We start from the raw sequence: 19,474 nt of genomic DNA, 5'->3' as shown, positions 1-19,474 counted from the left end.
TGCCCTGCATCGGGCCTACCTGCTTCCAGCTGTGCTGTTATGGGGAGATGAGTACGGAAGCGCAGTCTGCAGCAGCATCGGGCACGAGAGCGGTTTCCGCCGTCTTGGACATGCTCGATGCGGGGGAACAACTTTCCGAAGCGGTTATCGCCGAGCAGCTGGCTGCTGCGAGTGCGTTCCTCGAAGCGGCAACGATGAAGCGATTGGCCGGCGCCTCCGCCCGGATTGCGCGGTGGCGGCGGCGGGACCGGGAGCTTTCAGCACTGATTTCCAGTGCAAGGGAGCTTTCGGAACTTCGGGATGCTAAGTCATTGCTGCAGCGCTTGGTCGACCGCGCCCACGAACTTATCGGCACGGACCTGACCTACCTTTCGGAATACGACCCGGGCACCGATGAGCTTTTCGTTCGGGCAACACACGGGGCCGTGTCCGCGGATCTGATCGATCTGCGGGTGCCTGCGGGAATTGGGCTGGCCAGCAGCGTGGTGCACACTAGAGCTGCGCGGTGGACCGCTGACTACGCTGCTGAACCCGACCTGCCGAAGTCGCGGGATGTGGACCGTGCCGTCGGTGCGGAGCAAATGCGTTCTCTGCTCGGTGTCCCGATGATCGCGGCCGGCGAGGTGCTCGGCGTGCTCTTTGCTGCAGACCGGAATGTGCACCACTTCAGCCCCGAGCAGGTTGTGCTGTTCTCTGCGCTTGCTGATCACGCCGCCGTCGCACTTCAGACCGCACGCCTTTTTGAAGAGGTCCGCCGATCCGCCGACGCCGCCCACCGGGCGTATGCCGCGGCCGAAGACCGGGCTGAGGCAATTGCCCGTTCGGCAATGGTGCACGAGGAAATGACCCAAGCCGTCCTGGCGGGACTCGCGGCTCCCGAGGTGGCCGGCATCCTTGCTCGCTCACTGCATCGCTCTGTTTCTGTGGTGGACCGCGATGTGGTCCCGCTGGGGCTTGCCGACGGTGTCGAGGCCTTTGACAGCCGACCCTTTGCTGATGCCGTTCGCGCGGCAGCTGCACGCAGCCGGGAGACCGGTCGGTGCGTTTCGTTGGGTCTGCCAACATATCCGGATTCCTACGTAGTGGCCGCGGTGGCCGGGAAGGCGTTCCTTGGCGCTCTCGTGCTGGGTAAGGGGGAGTCACCGCTAACTGAAGTGGAACTGCGTACGGCGGAGCGCGGGGCACAAACTCTGGCGTTGCTGACCATGCAGCAGGACGCAGTCACGGATGCTGCGGAACGGGTACAAGACGAATTGGTTGCTGATCTGGTGTCAGGGCGGGGGCATTTCGCCGATGCGCTTCGGAGGGCGGACTCCCGCGGCATCGATTTGCGGCCGGAACGGGTGGTTGTCGCCGTGCCACTGCCCGAGGGTGACCGGCGTCGTGTACTTCGCCATCTGCTCCAGACGATGCCCCATTGGCTGGCCGGCCAGCATCATTGGGGGATCACGGTGCTGGTGCCCTCCTCGGACCCGGGGCTGGCGGCGGAAGCGGTGCAGGAATCCATGCGGTTCACCTTGGCTCGAGAAATCCTCGCAGTGGGTGCTGCCCGAGCGGCGTCCCCTCGAAACATTGCTGTGCTGGCCGAAGAGGCCTGGTCCTGTGCCGGATTTTTGCCTGATATTGGAATTGATCAGGGCGCGGTCACGGTCACCGCGTATGCCCCCTACCTAGCGATGTTCGGACCACAGGCGGGAAGGGTAGGGGAGTTCATCGAAGCGGCTATTGGCCCGCTGACGGCCTGGGATCGGGAGCGGCGCAGTGAGCTTTGCACGACGCTCTCGGTGTTTATGGACGAGTCTCACAGCATCACACGCACTGCGCAGGCTCTTTTTGTGCATTCCAATACTGTGAAGCAGCGGTTGGATCGAATTGAATCGCTACTCGGGGATTGGCGGAAGCCTGAACCTGCCTTTCGGATCGCCGTAGCGCTACGCCTGCATTCACTGCGGACTGGTGGATCTCAAAGGCGGGATGGGACATAGACATACTCAGTGCTTGATGGGTGTTTGAAAGTGACATACCCGTCGCGGTTAACTGCTGATTGAATAACCCTGATAGTTGTGACGTGAGTCACTAAAATATCTAACAGGAGCATTAACCGTGGCACACACGAGCAGGATTCCGTCATTTCGAAACCTCACGGTGCAGGAACGAATTGATGCCGTGGCAGCAGAAACCGGCATTAGTCCGGAGCGGCTAGAAGGTTTTTCGGGGGACGCATTCCCGGTTGCCAAGGCTGAACACATGAGCGAGAACGTGGTTGGAGTTTTCAGCCTGCCAGTGGGTGTGGCAACCAACTTTATTGTGAATAACCGCGAAGTACTGGTGCCGATGGCCACTGAAGAAGCATCCGTGATTGCGGCGGCCTCGAACGGTGCCCGAATGGCCCGCGAGCTAGGCGGCTTTACCACCAGCAGCACTGGCCCCATCATGCAAGCGCAAATTCAGCTCGTGGACGTACGCGACCCCGCGGCCGCACGCCTTCGCATCCTGGAACAGCGGCAACGGATTATGGATCTGGCAGCCCTTCAGGACCCGAAACTCGCCGAGGTGGGCGGAGGGGTCCGCGACCTTATTGTCCGGGTGGTTCCTGCCCGGTACGGAACCTATGTGTTGGTCCATTTGGTAGTGGACGTTCGGGACGCGATGGGTGCGAATGCTGTCAACACCATGGCGGAGGCAATTTCAGCAACCATTGCCGAGGTCGGGGGAGGGCGGGCATTGCTGCGGATCCTCACCAACAAAGCGGACCTGCGGCTCGCCCGTGCACGTGCCACTTTCGACGCGGCGGCTCTCGGCGGCAGTGCGGTCGTTGACGACATGCTGCATGCATACGCGCTCGCTGAAGCCGACCCGTACCGGGCAGCGACGCACAACAAGGGCATCATGAACGGTGTTTCCGCAGTGGTGCTGGCCACGGGCAACGATACTCGGGCGGTTGAAGCGGGTGCCCACTCTCATGCCGTCAATGCTGCGGGCCTGTACTCCAGCCTTTCCACCTTCGAGAAGGATGGGAACGGGAACCTCTCCGCCACGCTGGAAATGCCCGTGCCGGTGGGACTCGTGGGTGGCGCAACGAAGGTCCACCCGGCCGCGCAGTCAGCCTTGGCGATAGCCGAAGTCGCGACGGCTTCTGAGCTTGCCGAGTTGATAGTGGCCGTGGGCCTGGCCCAGAATGTGGCGGCCATGCGGGTGCTGGCTACTGAAGGCGTGCAGCGCGGACACATGTCGCTGCATGCCAAGACCCTGGCAGCAGCCGTTGGCGCTTCGGCGGAAGAAGTTCCGCAGGTTGTTGCCGGCCTGATTGAGGAAAGGGTGTTCCGCCATGATCGTGCCGAAGCCATCCTCTCGGATATCCGGCGCGGGGCGAAAGCATGATGCCCGCCCGCGGATTGCCTGTGCCTACACCGGAGCCGGGTATGCCGGCGTCAGTGCGCATATACGAGGTCGGTCCCCGCGATGGGCTCCAGTCCGAGTCAGCCATTGTTCCCACTGAAACCAAGCGGGAACTTGTGCGACGCCTCGTAGAGGCCGGAAACACGACGATTGAACTGACCAGCTTCGTCTCCCCTCGGCGGATCCCGCAACTGGCCGATGCCGCGGAGCTGGTGGCCGGAATAGACCTGGACGCGGGTGTTCGCTTTCCTGTGCTGGTGCCGAACCAGCGCGGCCTGGACAACGCGCTCAAGGCCGGTGTGCGGGATATTGCCGTATTCACGAGTGCAACGGAGTCATTCGCACAGTCCAACTTTGGGGCCACCCGCGACCAGGTTCTCGCTGTGGGGGCCGCTGTCGCGACTAGGGCCCTTTCCGAGGGTTTAGCAGTGCGCGGTTACGTATCCATGGTGTTCGGTGACCCATGGGAGGGCCCCGTGGGACTCGAGGACGTCCAACGGACCTGTCTGGAGCTCGCTGGAGCTGGTGTGCCGCTGATTTCGTTGGGGGACACCATTGGCGTTGCGACTCCTGGACAAATCCGGGCCGTGGTCGAGGGGCTTAACGCTGCTGGGCTGGGTCCGGACCGGCTGGCATTGCATGCCCATGACACCTATGGTCAGGCGCTTGCGAATGTCTATGCCGCTTTGCAGTGCGGACTTACCGAATTCGACAGTTCGGTGGGCGGCATCGGGGGATGCCCGTTTGCCCTCACCGCAACTGGAAACCTTGCCACGGAAGACCTGCTCTGGATGCTGGAAGGCTTGGGCATCAGCACCGGTGTTGACTTGCCAGCCCTCGTCAAAACCAGCGCCTGGCTCTCCGGGCACCTTGGCCGTTCCAGCCCGTCCCGGGTTGTCGCGGCATTGACCTAGCAGAAAGTGAAAGTTCCATGACAAGACTCTTAGAAGTCTGGGGAGACACCGTTGACTCCCGTCATCTGGCTGTCTCCGTGGGTATCGGCGTTGTGATACCCGTGCCCGTATTCCTTATCGCCGAGCAGTTCTTCACAGCCAACGTGGAAAACCCAGCGCTCGGGAAGTCGTACGCGCTGCTGGCTGGCTTGGTCGGGTGTCTGGTTGCGGCGCTGGTCGCCGGGCGCCTGTTCAAGCCAAAACGCGTCGTCCGTGCGCAGGACGTCGTTGATGAAGCCAGCCAGCGCGCGGCGCTGGACGCCATTGTGGCTGAATCGGGAGAGCTGGGCGATCCCGGCGATCTAGCGAAGCCCATCCAGGATGAGCTGCACGCGCTGGGCCTATATGACGTGCTCCTCGCCGACCACCGACGTCGGCGGGAAGCGGCGGCACTTGAGGAACAGGCCCCTGCAACCGGTTCTATACAGGAAACAGATCCTGAGACCCCAGACGCCGCCTACGCCCAAGGACATGGAAAATGAGCCCCGATTTCATATCCGCCCTGCTTTGGGCAATCAGCATGGGCCTTGTCGGTGCTGTGGTGTTTGCTGCGATCGGGCTGGTTTCCGGCACTGATGAAACGGCCACCGTGGCTCCGCTGACCCTTTTGGTGGTTTTGCTGGGCGTGCCGGCACCGGGCGTGTTTACATTCTTCCTCGCAGGGGTGGTCGCCAAGCACATCACTCATATGATTCCGACGACGCTATTGGGTATTCCGGGTGACACCATGGCCGTGCCGATGATGCGCGAAGCTCAGTTGCTGCGCGAACTCGGAGTTCCCCATATTGCTCTGCGAAAGGCTATCTCCGGCGGTGTCATTGCAGCCTTTATTGCCGTCCCATTTGCCGTGCTGTTTGCGACGCTGCTGACCCCTGCGGCTGACGCGATCGGCAAGGCAGCTCCGTGGATCTTCCTGGTGGTAGCGGCATTCATTGCTTACACTTCTAAGGGGAAATGGGCCGCAGTGGTTGCGCTGGTCCCATTCGTTCTCCTCATCGCCGGTTTACAGGCCTTCGCAGTTCAGAACACGGGAAAGAGCCTGTCCATCAGCTTCTTCCTCGGCATCGCCACCGGACCATTGATCGCTGCTTTGTTCACCACCCTGTCTCCAGGGCGCAAAAGCATGGTGCGTTCCGGACCCAGGGAATTCAGCCTCGCTGCAGATGTGAGGACTTGGAAAGGGCGACTTCCCAATCCATTCTCAGTCCTCGACAGGAAGCAGTTGGCCTTCACCAGCGGCGCCGCCGTCGTTTCGAGCGCCACCTTTGTGTTCTCCCCGGTGGCGATGACCGTGCTGATGGGTGAAGTGGCCGGCCAGAGGATCAAGAACGGCTATCACCGGCTTACTTCTGTTATCGCGGTGCGTAATGGAACCACGGAGTCCACGTACATTGCAGAGACGCTGATTCCGCTGATTGCTCTCGGACTTCCGCTTTCCCCGCTGGCTGCAGGCCCCGCGGCCCCGTTGTTCAACGCTCCGCCTGTCTACACGGTCAATGCTGAAACCGGAGAAACCAACAATCTCCATAATCTGCTTAGTACGTGGGAGTTCTTGGGCTTCGGTCTTATCGCCGTGGCCATCGCGACGCTGATCGCTTACCCGTTTGCCATGACTCACGCCCACCGCGCGGCGTCCTGGGTGATGCGCAAGGTCTCCCACGAGGCCATTATCGGAGCGTTCATCGGCCTGATTATCGTCATCTCATTGTACGAGGGTGGTGTGGTGGCGCTGTTGGTCACCGTCTCCGTCGGACTGATTGGCGGGCTCCTGAACAACGCATTCCATGTGCACTCCGGCGTCCAGTTCATGGGCTTCTACGTAGCAATCCTCTCAGTGCCTCAGATCCTGGCACTCGTTGGCTGATGCCAGGAAGCTAGGCGAGTGGGGTCGGTGTCGTCAACGACGCCGGCCCCATTTCCTCTAAGCGGCCGCAGGTCGGCACGTTACAGCTCAGTGAGCTGTCCAAGGTCTACGGCGCCGACCCGTCCGCGGACATCTTCGAGGAGTGGAGGATTTCCCGTCACGGCGCCGTGGTGGTGTTTCGCCCGGGCCAGTACGTGGCCAACGTGCTTCCTCTGACTGCCACGGCGGACCTCGGGGCGCTGGGAGCGCAGCGTAGCGCGGCGGCAGCCGGTCCGAGGAGGACGAGCTGGTGTTTGAACTTGTTCGGCACCCCACGGCTGCTGGGCATCGTGCAGCGCGAAGTGCTGCAGATACAGGCTGGCACCCATGTCCGCCAGCCGTGCGGCAACGGCGAAGCCAATGCCCCGGCGGCGGCTCACGCCCGTGACGACGGCGGTGCGACCGGCCAGGGGAAGAGCTGTCATCGGGCCATGCTAGTTGGAGGGATCCGCGGACCTGGTGAAGGACGAGCAGTCGCCTTTGAAGTACTCCCGCAGCAGAGCGGGATCTCCGGCCTTTGCGGGGGCGATGACGGAGGCATCGAACACTTCGGGGTTGACCATGAACTTCTGCGTTGAGGGCAGGGACGTGTACTTGGCCAGGTACCCCATGCTGTGTTCCTGACCTGCCTCGTCACCGCTGTCGAAGGCCTCGAGATAGGAATCCATCCACGCGCAGAGCCAATAGCCGGCGACCGTGGTGTCCTGGTTTCCGTCCTCGATGCTGATATCCCCTAGCTCCGCCCGGACGGCGGGGTCGCTGAAATCCGTGGTTTCGACCAGCCACTGGGTGCCGGCAGGCAGCGGTTCCGGGAATTCGGCGATGGCCTCGGCGACGGCCTGGTCGAAGCACTCCGGTTTGATGCTGGTGGTCCCGGACGGGTCCGTGCGCAGAATTTCGCCGCCCGGGCAGGGCCGCAGGGTCATGGTGGGCTCCGGGGTGGGCCGGGCGCTGGCCTCCGCGCGGGCCTGGGCCTCGTTTCTTTCCGCGTCGGTGGTGCCGCACCCGGCGAGCACCACGGTGAACGCGGCGGCGGCCGCAGCGAAGCCCATGGCTGCCGTCATTCGTCTGCTCATGCATCCCCCCGGTCTCCCCAGACGATAGCCGAGCAGTGACCGGAGGGATAGTGGCATTTTCAGCGCCGCCGGTGCCGTCGGCGGTGGGCATAGATCCTCGCCCCGTCACTCGACAGGGCGAGGATCAGCAGGACGTCAAAGGCGTAGCCGAACAGGTTGGTCCGCAGCGCGGCAACGGGACCGGCGGACACGGCTGCTACCTGCACCGTAATGGCGACCGAGCTCAGCGACATCGCAGTAATCCGGGCAGCGTTGCTGCCGCGCAGGATGAGCACGGCCAGCACCGCCTCCACCCCGGCGAACACGGTCAGGGAGACGCTGGTGGGAGCGTAGGCACTGCCCAGCTCGGCAAGGCCGAGGCTCTGCGTACCCAGCAGGTTGATCACCAGGGAGATGTCGGTCAAATGCACAAGAAAGGGTGCCGCCACCGTCAGGGCAGCCACTCCGCGCAGCAGCACCAGGACCGTGCCGAAAATGACGGGTGCCGGCGGCCGTTCCCGGCGGGCGGCTGCTGCCCCCGTCGGCACGGCCGGGACGGCCTCCGGCAGATCGCGCAGGTCAGCCACCGGCAGGTCCCCGTCGGTGACAATCGAGTCCCCGCCGCCGTTGCGGGAGTGGTAGCCGGTGGAGAAGTTCTTGATGACTTCTACGGACACTGCGGGGGAGGATTTCCGAATCGATTCGATCAGGTAGTCCCGTTCGGCGTCGATATTCTCTCCGACCCGGTGCGTCACCTGCAGGGTGAACAGGGATAAACCCACGGCACGGTCAAAGGACGCGGCACCCAGCCAGTCCGCGGCGATGCCGCCGGGAAGCATCCAACCCTCGGGGCAGCGCCAGAACCGGACGTGGTGGCGCTGCCGGGGATTGCCGTGCATTTCCTGCTCGTAGGCAAAATCCTGCTGCCGGTCGAACAGGAGCAGCGGGCTCACCGGGGCATGGACGTAGCTGCGGTGCAGCAGGGTTGAGGAGACAATGCGCCAGCTGCTGGACAGGGTGACCGGGTCCGCGAGGTGCCAGCCGGCCCTTTCCAAAGCGCCGCGCAGCTGCGCCTCGCTGCCGAGGAAGGCCAGGTTGACGGCGTCGCCGAACAGTCCTGCACTGGTGCGGGTGCGGCCCATGAAGTAGTTCGGGATGAAAATCTGCGTCAAGACCCGGTCCACCCGGGGCAGCACCAGATACGCCAGGGCCGCCCAGAAGACCCCCAGAAACCAGAGATGCCGCTGCTGCAGGCTCTCTTCGAGCAGCAGCACGGTGAACCAGGCCGCCGCGACGCCGCTGAACGTGAAAAACGCCCAGTCGACGGCGGTGGCTGCCGGTCCGGCGCCGGACTCTTCCTCGGCGGTGCCCGCCCGGGTCATCCGGAGTTCATAACCCGGGTGCCTCGCCGTTGGCCTCCGCCTCGATCCAGTCCACCGCTGCATCAGGCAGGAAGTAGGCCCCGCTGCCGTCGGAAACCATGCCGCGGCTGCGGGCGATGTCCTCCACGACCCACGGCTCCACCGCATCGCCGTTATTGGCGGTCAGCCACTCGCGGGACTCGGACGCGAGCATCGGCCACCACAGGGCAATGCCTAGGTCATCGCGTTCAAACTGTTCATCGGTCATGGCTAAAACTCTGGCACTTTCGCACCGGCTGGTCGACGGTCTGCGCCTACTCTCACTAACCAGTGGCCGGGGATTCCCGGGAGGGTGCGGTGCTGAGCCAGTAGCGGCACACCCGGCCGCCGTCGTCGGACTGTTCAGGGACGCCGCCCGCCGCTTTGAGGGTTCGGATCGAGGCGAGGTTGCCCGCCTCGCAGACCGCGAGAATCCGGGGCATTTTGAGCATATATGCCTCGTGTAGCATGGCTTCCACCGCCCAAACCGCCACTCCGCGCCGGCGGGCCGAGGGCCGGATCCCGTAGCCCAGATGTCCGGCGCGCGGCACCGCGGAATGGTCCCCGTACCGCAGGGCGATTCCGCCCAGGACCCGCCCGTCCTCGACGATCCACCGGTACGTGCACCCGGGATCGGCTGCGAGCCGGCGGACCCACGCCATGAACCCGTCCGGGGTTTCGACGTCGTCGCCGGGCAGGAGTCCGAAGCCGTCCTCGTGGAGGCCCGGACCCCACTCGAGGTGCGCCTCGCGCCAGGCTTGATGCCAGGCGGCGTCGGGGGCGATGAGCTCGGGCATGGGGTCACTGTAGTGGCTTCCGAGGGAGGATGGATTCCGCCCGGGACCCCGGCGCTGCCGGTTCACCCGCCGCGAAGCCGGAGTGCCCCCAGGTTGCCCCCGAAAACCGGACGTGCGACCGTTTAAGGGAGGCCGCGACACGGTCTCCCGGACGAGGGGTGCCGTACCCGGTGTGCGACAAGACGGCCCAAGGGAGACTCTCATGTCATGGATTGTTCTGGTGCTGTCCGGCGTCCTGGAAGCAGTGTGGGCCACCGCCCTGGATAAGTCGCAGGGCTTCAGCCGGTTCTGGCCGTCGGCCATCTTCGTTACCGCCCTGCTCGCGAGCATGGCCGGGCTCGCGTACGCCATGCGGGAGCTGCCGCTGGGCACGTCCTACGCCGTCTGGGTGGGGATCGGCGCCACGCTGACCGTTATCTACGCCATGGCCACCGGGGCCGAATCGGTGTCCCTGCTGAAGATCCTGTTCCTCGCCATGATCGTCGGCGGCGTGATCGGGCTGAAGACGCTCCACTAAAAAGCGCCGCCGCCCCGCTACATTGGGGGCATGACTGCTGCGGGGGCCGTGCTCGAGATTTCCAACCTACTGGTGGGCTATGCCGGGGCGCCCGTGTGCGGCGCCATCACGGCTTCCGCGGACGCCGGCGAGATCCTCGGCGTCGTGGGTTTCAACGGTGCCGGCAAATCCACCGCCGCCCGCACCATCGCCGGGAAGCAGCTGATGCTCGACGGCGAGGTGCGCGTGCACGGGCTGCCCGCCAACGAAGACGCCATCCCGTTCCGCCGCCAGGTGGCCGCCCTCTTCGACGAGGATGCCTTCTTCCCGTCCCTGTCACTCCGGGAACATCTGCAGCTGGTCGCCCGCGGTCACGGTGTTGCGGACCCGGATGCCGCCGTCGACGCGGAACTGGACTTTTTTGGCCTGCAGGACCGCGCCGACGCCGTTCCGGACTCCGTGTCCTCCGGCCAGCGCCGCCGGCTGCTGCTTGCCTCGGCCCTGATCCGGCCCTCCTCGCTGCTGATCCTCGACGAACCCGAGCAGCGCCTGGACCCGGTGATGCGTGAACGGGTGGGGGAGCGGATCCGGCGGTACGCCGACGACGGCGGCACGGTCCTGCTCGTGACCCACGACCCCGCGCTGCTCCTGGCGACGGCGGAACGCTGCCTGCTGATTGACGACCAGGTGCAGGAGATCGAGCCCGCCCGGGCCGCCGCCGAGATCGCGGGCCGGTAACCCGTGATCCGCTCCGAACCCGCCTCCGTGTCCCTGCCGACGGAGTTCAATCCGGCCCGCTACACCCGTGTTGCCTCGCGGGAACACCGCCGCGGCCGTGTCCGCGTCCGGGACCTGCTGTTGGATGCCTATGCCACCTTGCTGGGAGTCGGAACCATCGGAGCCCTGGCCGGAGGACTGGTTTTGGCAATGCGGAACGAGGTGGCGAAGGCTCTGGGATCCGGCACCGGCGGCCGCCGCACCGTTCTCACCGCGGACTGGACCGCCCTGCCCGACGGCGCGGCGGTGACCGTCCTGCTCTTCGCCGCCTTGGCAGCGGTGATGGCCGGGGCGCGGAAGCTCGGGCCGGTGGCCGTGGCCTCCGCAGAGGGGTACTGGTGGCTCGGCCTTCCCGTGGACCGGCGCCCGTTTGTGGCCGGACGGCTGGTCCGCCGGATCGGCGTGGTCTGGGCGGCGGGTGCTGTCCTGTACCTGCCGGTCGGGTTTATCACTGACCTGCAGGCAACCCCCGGAGGCCAGTTCTTCGGCGCCGCCGTCTTCGGACTGGCTGCGGTCTGCGCGGTGCTGCTTGCGGCCCTGCGCCAGTCGGCCGGGAACGGGTTTCCCGCCGGTGCACCGGGTGCGGCCGGCGGGCTGGTGCTGTTGGCCCTGCTGAGTTTCCTTCCCCGGCCGGCCGCCGCCGGGGAACTGGAGCCGGGCGCCGCGGCGCTGGCCGCCGTCGTCGGGCTGTGGCTGGCGGTGTTCGCGCGGCTGGAACAGATCCCGGGGCGGGAACTGATCCGCGGCGGCGGGGTGTCCGGGCATGCCGGTGCCGCGCTCTATCTGATGGACACCAACGAGCTGGGCCGGGCGTTTGCCGGCACGCCGTCCGGCGGAACGTCCACCCGTGCCCGGCGCTGGTACGCCAGGGGAGCGCGCACCCCGTTCGGCGCACTGCTGCGGGCGGATACCGCTGCGTTCCTGCGCACCCCCGGTATTTGGGGGCGTCCCGTGCTGCTGCTCCTGCTGTGTGTCACGGTCCTGCTGTCCGCCGGGCAGCAGCCGGCGCCGCTGCAGCTGGTCATCATCCTGCTCACCGTCTGCGCGGTGGTTCCGGCGCTGGGCGCCCTGGCCCGGCAGACCGCCATCACTCCGGGGCTGGACGCCCTGCTGCCTTTGTCCCCGGCGCTGGTGCGGCTGAGCCGGACGGCCCTGCCCGCCGCCGTACTGGTGCTTTGGTCTGCCGCGTTCTGTGCCGTGTTGGTGCTGCTGGGGGCGGGCAGTCCGGCGCTGATCGGGCTTGGTGCGCTGGCCGGGGTGGGGTTCGGTGCCGCGGCGGTGCGGGGCGCCTACCGGCCGCTGCCCGACTGGACCGCCCCGCCCGTGGAGACCGTGTTCGGACCGGTGCCGACGGCCCAGACCGGATCGCTGGCCCAGGGCCTGGATGCGATCCTGCTGGCGGCGGTGCCGTTGCTGCTGGGCCTGTTCCTTGGCCATGTTCCGGCGGTGCTGCTCCTGGCGCAGGCGGGGTTTTCCACGGTCTGCGTCCTGCTGGCGATGTACTCGCGCCCGAAGTAGCGGCCATCCAGGCGGGTCCCCCTGGATGGCCCGGGGCCGGATCGAGTCTGCAGCATTTACCGTTTTTCGGCCCGAAATCGGTAAATTGCGCAGACTCGATGGCGAAGCAGGAGTCCGGAGGGTTGAGTAGCGGGATGGGATCCCTTACCTACTCCATGAACTGCTCACTGGACGGTTACAGCGCCGACGCTGACGGTAACTTCGCCTGGCTGGAGCCGACCGAAGATTTTCTTGCCTCCCATGCCGAGGACCTGGAGGACGCGGCCGCTGTGCTCTACGGGCGGCGGATGTACGAAACCATGGCCGTGTGGGAAACCGACCCAGCCCTGGCCGTGGGGCCGCCGGGGTCGGACCGGTTCGCGGCGGCCTGGACGGCGGTGCCCAAGGTGGTGTTTTCCTCCACGCTGCAGGACGTCTCCACCGGCCGGACGACTTTGGAACGCGCCCTGACCCCGGAAGCCGTGGACAGGGCTAAGGCCGAGGGAAACGTTATGATCGGCGGCCCGGAGCTGGCCAAGAGCGCTATGCGGATGGGACTGGTCGACGTCGTGTCGCTGGTGATCTGTCCGGTCATTGCCGGCGGTGGCGCGCGGGCCCTGCCCAACGGGTTGCCGCTGCGCCTTCGCCTGCTGCGGGAACAACGCCTCGACAACGGGGGAGTCCGGGTGACCTACGCCGTGGGCTGAGGCGGTGCTGGTTCCCCGAGGGAAAAGGGGCTTCCGGGCGGAAGTGCTAGGCGAACCGTGACCCGGCGGACATCGCGAGGTTTCGGGCTCCGGTGAAATGTTCGGCCGTGGCGACACGGTTCAGCAGCCGTGCCGCGCGGACCATGAGGTTTCCCCGCCGACGCCGGCCGGCGTCGTAGCGCTGCAGGCCGGCGGCAACATCGGGAGCCGCGGTGAGTGCGTCGATCAGGGCAACCGCGTCCAGAAGTGCGTCACAGGCGCCGCGGCCAAGGTTCGGTGCCATACCGTGCGCCGCGTCGCCCAGCAGGGCCAAGTTGCCGGAAATGTAGGACGGGAGCGGCGGAACGTCGAACAGTTCCCGGTAATCTATCGGGCTCCCGTCCAGTTTCCCTAGGACCCGGGCGACGTCCGGATGCCAGCCTCGGTAGAGGCTGCGCAGCAGGTCTGCCCCCTGGGCGCCGATAGCCTCCGGGGAACCCAGCGCGGGAAGGTCCGTGGAACGGAGGCAGGCAAACCAGTTAGTGCTACCGGCGTCCAGCGGCGTAATGCCGAACAGCCGGCCGCGCCCCCACGTCTCGCTGACTCCGCCGGCCGGGCCGGGTACAACGCCGCGAAAGGCCACTGTTCCCAGCGCCCGGGGAGATATTCCGTTGCAGGCGGTGCGCAGGCGGCTGAAGATTCCGTCGGCGGCCACAACCACATCGGCAGGGGGCAGGGCCGAGGGCCCCGCGACCGGTGACTTCCACTGGATAACCCCGGCGGGAAAGTCCCCGGAGAGAGCGTCCAGCAGGACGGTGCGCGGGACCAGGCGGGCGGTCTGGCGACGGCCCATGGCGGCTATCTGGCTGCCGTCAGGTTTGAGGATCCGTGCGCCGCGCTCTTCCACCGAACCGGCGCGGACTGCGTCACCGGCACCCAACGCGTCCAGGGCACGCATCGCCTCCGGCCACATGGCCAGCGCCGTTCCACTGCCGGGCAGGTTTGCGCCGCGTTCGAGCACCTGGACCGACCATCCGGCGCGAAGCAGGCCCCGCGCAACGGCCGTTCCCGCGATGCCCGCTCCGACGATCAGTGCTGAACCGCGCATGGCCTCTCCTCTGCATAGGTCCGCCTCCGTCCGGCTGAGGCGTCAGTAGCTGGAGCTTACGCCCGGCGGCTGGCCTGGACGACGCAGTACAAAGGCTAGCCCCGGACCGGAGCCCCGACCAGGCCTGGTCAGCCGATGGGCTCTGCCATCTGCTCAACAACGTACTGGAGGTCCAGGGCCGCCCCCGTTACCGGGTCCGCCATTTCCACCTTCCAGCTGCGCGCAAACTGGTCCACACCGCTCGTCATAGCAACCGTTCCGGAAATCAGCACCGTTCCCGGAGTGTTCAGACCCCGGTCGGTCAGGACGTCCAGCCAGTAATCAGGGGTCAGCAGGGCGCCCAGCGAGCTGTCCTGGATGAGGGTGTCCGGCAGGTCGCCCTGGCCCACCCAGGCCTTCAGCGTGATCTGGTCCAAGTGGTCCCGGACATCGTCCAGACGCCACGCCTTGCGCCCCAGCACATCGGGGCTGGCGTTCTTGCTCCACGCGACCCCGTGCACCTCCAGCTCGCGGTCGGTATGGTCGCAGGCCACCGTGAGCAGCGGACCGGCATCGGTGATGACAAGCGCCCACTCCGCTTCCCCGGACGTCCGTCCATGCTGGACGCTGACCTCCGAAACCTGCTGGGCCAGGTAGGGAGAGACGGGGTACAGGGCAGGAGTCACCGTCGGGCCCGGAACGCCGAGTTCGGCAAGCTCGGCAATATGCGCCTGGACTTCATCCTGCTCGCGTCCGGCATACCCGGCGTTGAGCAGTTGCAGCACCGAAACTTCGCTGGTGCTGCCGTCGGGAAGTTCGAAACTCAGAGTGGTCATGGCGTGCGTCCTTTACAGAGTTCTCTCGTGAAATTTACAAAGCGGAAACGAGAAAAGCGGGCTATGTACAACCAGTATGCGTAATGTATACATTATAAGCCAGCGTGACCGGCATCACTCACATCCACTTCCCTGGAGGACGTCATGACCAACGCCGCAGTTCCAGCTCCCGGCGGCCCGCCGCAGATCGACAAGGAAATCCGTCCACCGGGCTTGTACAAAGCCTTCGCGGCCAGCCTTACCGGCACAGCGCTGGAGTGGTACGACTTTGCCGTCTATTCGGCGGCAGCAGCAGTCGTTTTCCCGATCATCTTTTTCCCGTCGACGGATCCGCTAACCGGAACCATCCTCGCCTTCTCCACGTACGCCGTGGGTTACATCTCCCGACCGGTGGGCGGCATCATCTTCGGACGGCTGGGCGACCGCATAGGCCGCAAGAAAGTCCTGGTCACCACCCTGATGATCATCGGCGTCGCCACGGTGCTGATCGGGGTCCTGCCCGGATACGACAACATCGGGATCAGTGCCCCCATCATCCTGGTGCTCCTGCGGTTTGCCCAGGGCGTGGGTGTGGGAGGCGAATGGGGCGGTGCCGTCCTGCTTTCCAGCGAATACGGCGACCCGAAACGGCGCGGATTCTGGGCTTCCGCGGCACAGGTGGGTCCGCCGGCGGGAAACCTGATGGCCAACGGGGCCCTGGCCCTGCTCACGGTCCTGCTCTCCGAGGAGCAGTTCATCAGCTTCGGCTGGCGGATCGCTTTCCTGCTGTCGGCACTCCTGGTGGGCTTCGGCCTCTGGATCCGGCTGAAGCTGGAAGACACTCCCGTGTTCAAAGCCATTGCGGCGCACGGCGAGCAGCCGCATGCGCCCATCAAAGAGGTCTTCACGCAGGAGCTCCGTCCCCTCATCGCGGCCATCCTGTGCCGCGTCGGCCCGGACGTGCTGTACGCACTGTTTACCGTCTTCACGCTTACCTACGGCATGCAGTACCTCGACTATGAGCGCGGACAGGTCCTCACCGCAGTCCTGATCGGCTCGGCCTTCCAGCTGTTCATGATTCCGCTGGCCGGTGCGCTGTCCGATCGGTTCAACCGGCGCCTCGTGTACGGCGTCGGCGCTGTGGCCGGCGCAGTCTGGACCTTCGTTTTCTTCGCTGTTCTCGGCGGAGACAGCCAGCCGATGCTCATTGTCGGCATTGTGCTTGGCCTGATGGCGCACTCCTTCATGTACGGGCCGCAGGCGGCATTCATCGTGGAGCAATTCTCGCCGCGGCTCCGTGCAACGGGTAGTTCGCTGGCGTACACCTTCGCCGGCGTTATCGGCGGAGCCATTGCGCCGTTGATGTTCACGCTGCTGCTGCGCGAGTTCGACAGCTGGGTTCCGGTGGCGGTTTACGTAGCCGTGGCCGGTGTAGTCACGCTGGTGGGACTGTCCCTGGGCCGCGATTCCGACACGGTGGAGGACGAAGAATACCGGCTGCTGCTCGAGGGTTCGGGCATAGCACCCACCGAAGTTTCCCGGGACAGCTGAGCGGGAAGGTCAGGTGCGGAGCAGGAGATCGCGGGTCACATCGAGGTGGTGGTCAATTTTCCTCTGCGCCTCGGCGGTATCGCCGAGCATCAGGGCATCCAAAATGCCCTGATGCTCGGCACACACCTGCTCCCGCCGTCGGGAGGCCCGGAACAGCGCCGAGACGCCGACCAGGACCTGCCTGACGTGAAGCTTGCTGTAGGTGCGGGAAATGAGTTCGTTGCCCGCCGCATCAATTAGCTGCTGGTGGAAAAGGGTGTCCAGACGGATGAATTCACGCGCATCCTCGGGAACTTCGGTATCCGACAGCGCTGCTTGCAGGTTCAGGGTATTTTGCATCTGTTCGCCGGGTATTGTGTGGTTCCTGATGACCAGATCGGCGGCATGGCGTTCCAGGACGCCCCGCAGTTCCATGAGTTCTGAAATCTCGCGTCCGGTTACCTGCGGAACGTAGGCGCCTCGTTGGGGAATCAGTTCCACCAGGCCATCGGACACCAGCAGAAGCAGCGCTTCACGGACGGGTGTGCGGGACACGCCAATGTCGGCGGCCAGTTCCTGCTCATTAAGGAACTGCCCCTGCCTCTCCGGGTCAATAAGAATGTTCTCCCGCAGGTACGCGTAAGCCTTTTCCCTGCCGGACGTACTCCGGGCCGTATTTCGCATACATCATGTATACCAACAGAATTGAGACATACCATGCGCGCAGCCATAGCCCAGATCATCAGCACCGGAGATCCGTCCGCCAACCTTGACCTCATCCGCCGCTATGCCGCGGAAGCAAAGGACTCCGGAGCCCGGCTCGTTGTTTTCCCGGAAGCCGCCATGTGTGCCTTTGGGAACCCGCTGCAGGAAATCGCAGAACCGCTCGACGGCGAGTGGGCCACGGCAGTTCGCGGGATTGCCGCGGAGCTGGACATCGTCATAGTGGCGGGCATGTTCACTCCGGGCACCGGCGGCAGGGTCAGCAACACCCTTCTGGTGTCCGGCCCGGGAGTCGAAGCTTCGTATAACAAGATCCACCTGTTTGATGCCTTCGGCTACGCCGAATCGGAGTCCGTGGAGGCGGGCGCCTCGCCCGTCACCTTCGAAGTGGACGGCACCCGGTTCGGCCTCTCAACGTGCTACGACGTGCGTTTCCCGTCGCTTTTCACTGCCCACGCCCGGGCCGGCGTCGAGATCAACATTGTTTGTGCGTCCTGGGGTGCCGGCGCGGGCAAGGCGGAGCAGTGGGACCTGCTGACGCGTGCCCGGGCTCTGGACAGCACCACGTTCGTCATCGCATGCGGACAGGGAGACCCGGCCAGCGTGGGCTTGCCGTCAGCGGGATCGGCGCCCACGGGAATCGGCCGCAGCGCCGTGGTTTCCCCGCTGGGCTCTCCGATGCTGGTGCTTGACGGCAAGCCGGAGCTTGCTGTCGTGGATATCGATACGTCCGTTGTCGCCGGCGTAAGGGAAAGCCTCCCGGTCCTCGCCAACGCCCGTAGCTTCTGACCCCGCCGCCCGCCGGGCCCAACCCGGGAACGAGGGCAGGGTGCGGGTTGCCCGCACCCTGCCCCGGCTACGGCTTAGAAGAGGCGGTCGGCCACGTTCACCCGGGTGGCCGACGCCAGGGCGGACTCAACCTTCTCCGTGGACGTTGTGCCCGGAACCGAGGTCATCAGCTGGTCGTCGGGGGTGCTGGCATCGGCGAGGTAGAGGCGGGTGTAGCCCGCGGAGTCCGGCTCAAACTTCCAGCTCTCGGCGAGGGTGCCGGCGTCGACGACGTCGTACCCCAGCCCGTCGATGAGCGCCGCCGCCTCGGCCTTGGCCGACTTGTCGTCGGAGGCGATGGGCAGAGCGGAGCGTTCCGCGGACCCGGCGGGGCGGGCCAGAAGCGGAATGTGATGGGCCAGGATGTTGTTGAACGCCTTGACGTACTGCGCTCCGGGAAGCCGGCTCTGCACCAGCTCGCTGGTGGTCACCGTGCCGTCATCAAGCTCGGCGATGCGTCCGTCCCGGGACGGGTAGTAATTGCTGGTGTCCAAGACGATTTTGCCGGCCAGCAATCCGTCCGGAAGACCGGAAACCGCGTTCAGGGGAATGGAAAGCACGACGGCGTCACCGAGTTTCGCGGCGTCTTCCACCGTTCCGGCCTGGGCCAGCGGCCCGAGCTCAGCGACCAGATCCGAGAGCGTTTCCGGTCCCCGCGAGTTGGCGATCACGACATTCATGCCCGCCGCAACCGCGAGACGCGCGACTGCCGATCCGATGTTTCCGCTTCCAATGATGCCCAATGTCGGCATTGCGTATCCCTTCAATGATGTTCGGTTGGACGGCGCGGGTGTACTCCGGCAGTCCCTAAAGGAGGGAACTGCCCCTGCTGCGGAGGAATTCCCCCGCGCGGGCCTTCCGCGGCAGGCGGAAGCCGACCACCGTCAGGTAAATCCCCAGCGACGCCTCCCAGATGATCTCCGGAAGCGTGGCGAGCGCGGACGGAACCGAGGATTGCCCGTAGGCACCGAAAAGCACGGCAATGCCGGACAGTGACATCAGCGGACCGCCGATCAGGCCGAACAGTGCCAGCGGCCGTGGCACCAGGTGCGAGCGGTACATCAGGAACCCCAGCAGCAGCCCGTTGCCGATGCCCACCACGAACCCCGGGCCGAGCAGGAAGGTCCAGCCGTGCACCGCCACCAGCGCCCGGGCCACGGGCAGGTACTCTCCGGCGTCGGCCCCGGCGGTCTGCCGCAGCGTCACCACGGTGAGCACACTGAGAATTCCGACGGCAATCAGCGCGCATTCCATGATCCGCGCGGCGACATAGCCAATTGCGGCGGTCTCGCTGTGCCGGCGGAGGACGGGGAACAGGACGACGGCGGTGCCGATGTTGGCGACGATCAGCACCAGTTCGCAGACCGCCCCGAGCAGGATCCGGGTGTCGGCACCGGACCCGGCGAGGTAGTCCGGGTCGGTCAGCAGCGGTGCGTACAGTGCAGCCCCGGCGATGGCGGAGGCGAAGGTGAGGAGGAAGAGGATCCCGGCGATCCCGGCGGTCCGGTTGGAGGCGTGCATGGTGCTC

Annotated in this window: 19 protein-coding genes, 2 pseudogenes and 1 riboswitch; of the genes and pseudogenes, 12 read left to right on the top strand and 9 right to left on the bottom strand. The window is 65.6% G+C overall.

Annotated features, from left to right (window positions below):
• Positions 1 to 47: 47 nt before the first annotated feature.
• From LOC60_RS04465 to LOC60_RS16385, 6 genes and pseudogenes are all read left to right on the top strand, one after another.
• The gene (locus LOC60_RS04465; RefSeq protein ID WP_230022597.1) at positions 48 to 1,985 is read left to right on the top strand and encodes a helix-turn-helix domain-containing protein; all 1,938 of its coding nucleotides are present in this window, start codon (positions 48 to 50) and stop codon (positions 1,983 to 1,985) included.
• A 106-nt stretch (positions 1,986 to 2,091) separates the two neighbouring features.
• A pseudogene (locus LOC60_RS04460) lies at positions 2,092 to 3,381 on the top strand (hydroxymethylglutaryl-CoA reductase, degradative); the annotation flags it as partial.
• A gap of 53 nt (positions 3,382 to 3,434) precedes the next feature.
• Positions 3,435 to 4,313: a hydroxymethylglutaryl-CoA lyase gene (locus LOC60_RS04455; protein WP_230022591.1), complete on the top strand. Its 879-nt coding sequence runs from the start codon at positions 3,435 to 3,437 to the stop codon at positions 4,311 to 4,313.
• 17 nt (positions 4,314 to 4,330) lie between these two features.
• Complete coding sequence (locus tag LOC60_RS04450) at positions 4,331 to 4,834, top strand: hypothetical protein (RefSeq protein WP_230022589.1); 504 nt, start codon at positions 4,331 to 4,333, stop codon at positions 4,832 to 4,834.
• Positions 4,831 to 6,216 carry a tripartite tricarboxylate transporter permease gene (locus LOC60_RS04445; RefSeq protein WP_230022586.1) on the top strand — a complete coding sequence of 462 codons (1,386 nt, stop codon included), beginning with the start codon at positions 4,831 to 4,833 and terminating at the stop codon, positions 6,214 to 6,216. Before LOC60_RS04450 ends, LOC60_RS04445 begins: the two co-directional genes overlap by 4 nt.
• 50 nt (positions 6,217 to 6,266) lie before the next feature.
• A pseudogene (locus LOC60_RS16385) lies at positions 6,267 to 6,392 on the top strand (hypothetical protein); the annotation flags it as partial.
• Positions 6,393 to 6,689: 297 nt separating this feature from the next.
• Here LOC60_RS16385 and LOC60_RS04435 read toward each other — a convergent pair.
• From LOC60_RS04435 to LOC60_RS04420, 4 genes are read right to left on the bottom strand one after another with little or no spacing between them, the layout of a single operon-like run.
• Entirely contained in the window at positions 6,690 to 7,331 is a 642-nt protein-coding gene (locus LOC60_RS04435) for a hypothetical protein (protein WP_230022584.1), read from the bottom strand.
• A gap of 59 nt (positions 7,332 to 7,390) precedes the next feature.
• Entirely contained in the window at positions 7,391 to 8,692 is a 1,302-nt protein-coding gene (locus LOC60_RS04430) for an LssY C-terminal domain-containing protein (protein ID WP_230022581.1), read from the bottom strand.
• A 7-nt stretch (positions 8,693 to 8,699) separates the two neighbouring features.
• Positions 8,700 to 8,939, bottom strand: coding sequence for a hypothetical protein (locus LOC60_RS04425; RefSeq protein WP_230022577.1), 240 nt, complete (start codon positions 8,937 to 8,939; stop codon positions 8,700 to 8,702).
• A gap of 55 nt (positions 8,940 to 8,994) precedes the next feature.
• Positions 8,995 to 9,507 (bottom strand): GNAT family N-acetyltransferase, encoded by a 513-nt coding sequence (locus LOC60_RS04420; protein ID WP_230022575.1) that lies wholly within the window; start codon positions 9,505 to 9,507, stop codon positions 8,995 to 8,997.
• A 125-nt stretch (positions 9,508 to 9,632) separates the two neighbouring features.
• Positions 9,633 to 9,699: riboswitch (guanidine-III (ykkC-III) riboswitch) on the top strand.
• Positions 9,700 to 9,709: 10 nt separating this feature from the next.
• Here LOC60_RS04420 and LOC60_RS04415 point away from each other — a divergent pair.
• The 4 genes from LOC60_RS04415 to LOC60_RS04400 all read left to right on the top strand — a co-directional run bounded on the left by LOC60_RS04415 (position 9,710) and on the right by LOC60_RS04400 (position 12,984).
• Complete coding sequence (locus tag LOC60_RS04415; protein WP_229946320.1) at positions 9,710 to 10,024, top strand: DMT family transporter; 315 nt, start codon at positions 9,710 to 9,712, stop codon at positions 10,022 to 10,024.
• A 30-nt stretch (positions 10,025 to 10,054) separates the two neighbouring features.
• The gene (locus tag LOC60_RS04410) at positions 10,055 to 10,741 is read left to right on the top strand and encodes an ABC transporter ATP-binding protein (protein WP_230022572.1); all 687 of its coding nucleotides are present in this window, start codon (positions 10,055 to 10,057) and stop codon (positions 10,739 to 10,741) included.
• A 3-nt stretch (positions 10,742 to 10,744) separates the two neighbouring features.
• Positions 10,745 to 12,298, top strand: a complete 1,554-nt coding sequence (locus tag LOC60_RS04405; protein ID WP_230022568.1) for a DUF6297 family protein — start codon at positions 10,745 to 10,747, stop codon at positions 12,296 to 12,298.
• 134 nt (positions 12,299 to 12,432) lie between these two features.
• Positions 12,433 to 12,984, top strand: a complete 552-nt coding sequence (locus tag LOC60_RS04400) for a dihydrofolate reductase family protein (protein WP_230022565.1) — start codon at positions 12,433 to 12,435, stop codon at positions 12,982 to 12,984.
• A 46-nt stretch (positions 12,985 to 13,030) separates the two neighbouring features.
• Here LOC60_RS04400 and LOC60_RS04395 read toward each other — a convergent pair whose 3' ends face one another.
• Both LOC60_RS04395 and LOC60_RS04390 read right to left on the bottom strand, forming a co-directional pair.
• The gene (locus LOC60_RS04395; protein ID WP_230022563.1) at positions 13,031 to 14,071 is read right to left on the bottom strand and encodes an FAD-dependent monooxygenase; all 1,041 of its coding nucleotides are present in this window, start codon (positions 14,069 to 14,071) and stop codon (positions 13,031 to 13,033) included.
• Between the two features lie 128 nt (positions 14,072 to 14,199).
• Positions 14,200 to 14,886 (bottom strand): DUF2848 domain-containing protein, encoded by a 687-nt coding sequence (locus LOC60_RS04390; protein WP_230022560.1) that lies wholly within the window; start codon positions 14,884 to 14,886, stop codon positions 14,200 to 14,202.
• 144 nt (positions 14,887 to 15,030) lie between these two features.
• Between LOC60_RS04390 and LOC60_RS04385 the strand changes: the two genes are divergently transcribed.
• Positions 15,031 to 16,416 (top strand): MFS transporter, encoded by a 1,386-nt coding sequence (locus LOC60_RS04385; protein ID WP_230022557.1) that lies wholly within the window; start codon positions 15,031 to 15,033, stop codon positions 16,414 to 16,416.
• Positions 16,417 to 16,425: 9 nt separating this feature from the next.
• Here LOC60_RS04385 and LOC60_RS04380 read toward each other — a convergent pair whose 3' ends face one another.
• Positions 16,426 to 17,079, bottom strand: coding sequence for a GntR family transcriptional regulator (locus LOC60_RS04380; RefSeq protein ID WP_230022540.1), 654 nt, complete (start codon positions 17,077 to 17,079; stop codon positions 16,426 to 16,428).
• A 33-nt stretch (positions 17,080 to 17,112) separates the two neighbouring features.
• On the opposite strand from LOC60_RS04380, the gene LOC60_RS04375 reads away from it, so the two are divergent.
• Positions 17,113 to 17,907: a carbon-nitrogen hydrolase family protein gene (locus LOC60_RS04375; RefSeq protein ID WP_230022538.1), complete on the top strand. Its 795-nt coding sequence runs from the start codon at positions 17,113 to 17,115 to the stop codon at positions 17,905 to 17,907.
• Between the two features lie 74 nt (positions 17,908 to 17,981).
• Here the strand turns inward: LOC60_RS04375 and LOC60_RS04370 are convergent, their stop codons facing one another.
• Positions 17,982 to 18,713: an NADPH-dependent F420 reductase gene (locus tag LOC60_RS04370; RefSeq protein ID WP_442860370.1), complete on the bottom strand. Its 732-nt coding sequence runs from the start codon at positions 18,711 to 18,713 to the stop codon at positions 17,982 to 17,984.
• A 40-nt stretch (positions 18,714 to 18,753) separates the two neighbouring features.
• Complete coding sequence (locus LOC60_RS04365; protein WP_230022534.1) at positions 18,754 to 19,467, bottom strand: DUF4386 domain-containing protein; 714 nt, start codon at positions 19,465 to 19,467, stop codon at positions 18,754 to 18,756.
• Positions 19,468 to 19,474: the final 7 nt, after the last annotated feature.

The sequence above is a fragment of the Arthrobacter sp. zg-Y769 genome (assembly GCF_020907405.1).
Classification (GTDB): domain Bacteria; phylum Actinomycetota; class Actinomycetes; order Actinomycetales; family Micrococcaceae; genus Arthrobacter_B.
This window is presented reverse-complemented; position numbering and strand designations above follow the sequence as displayed.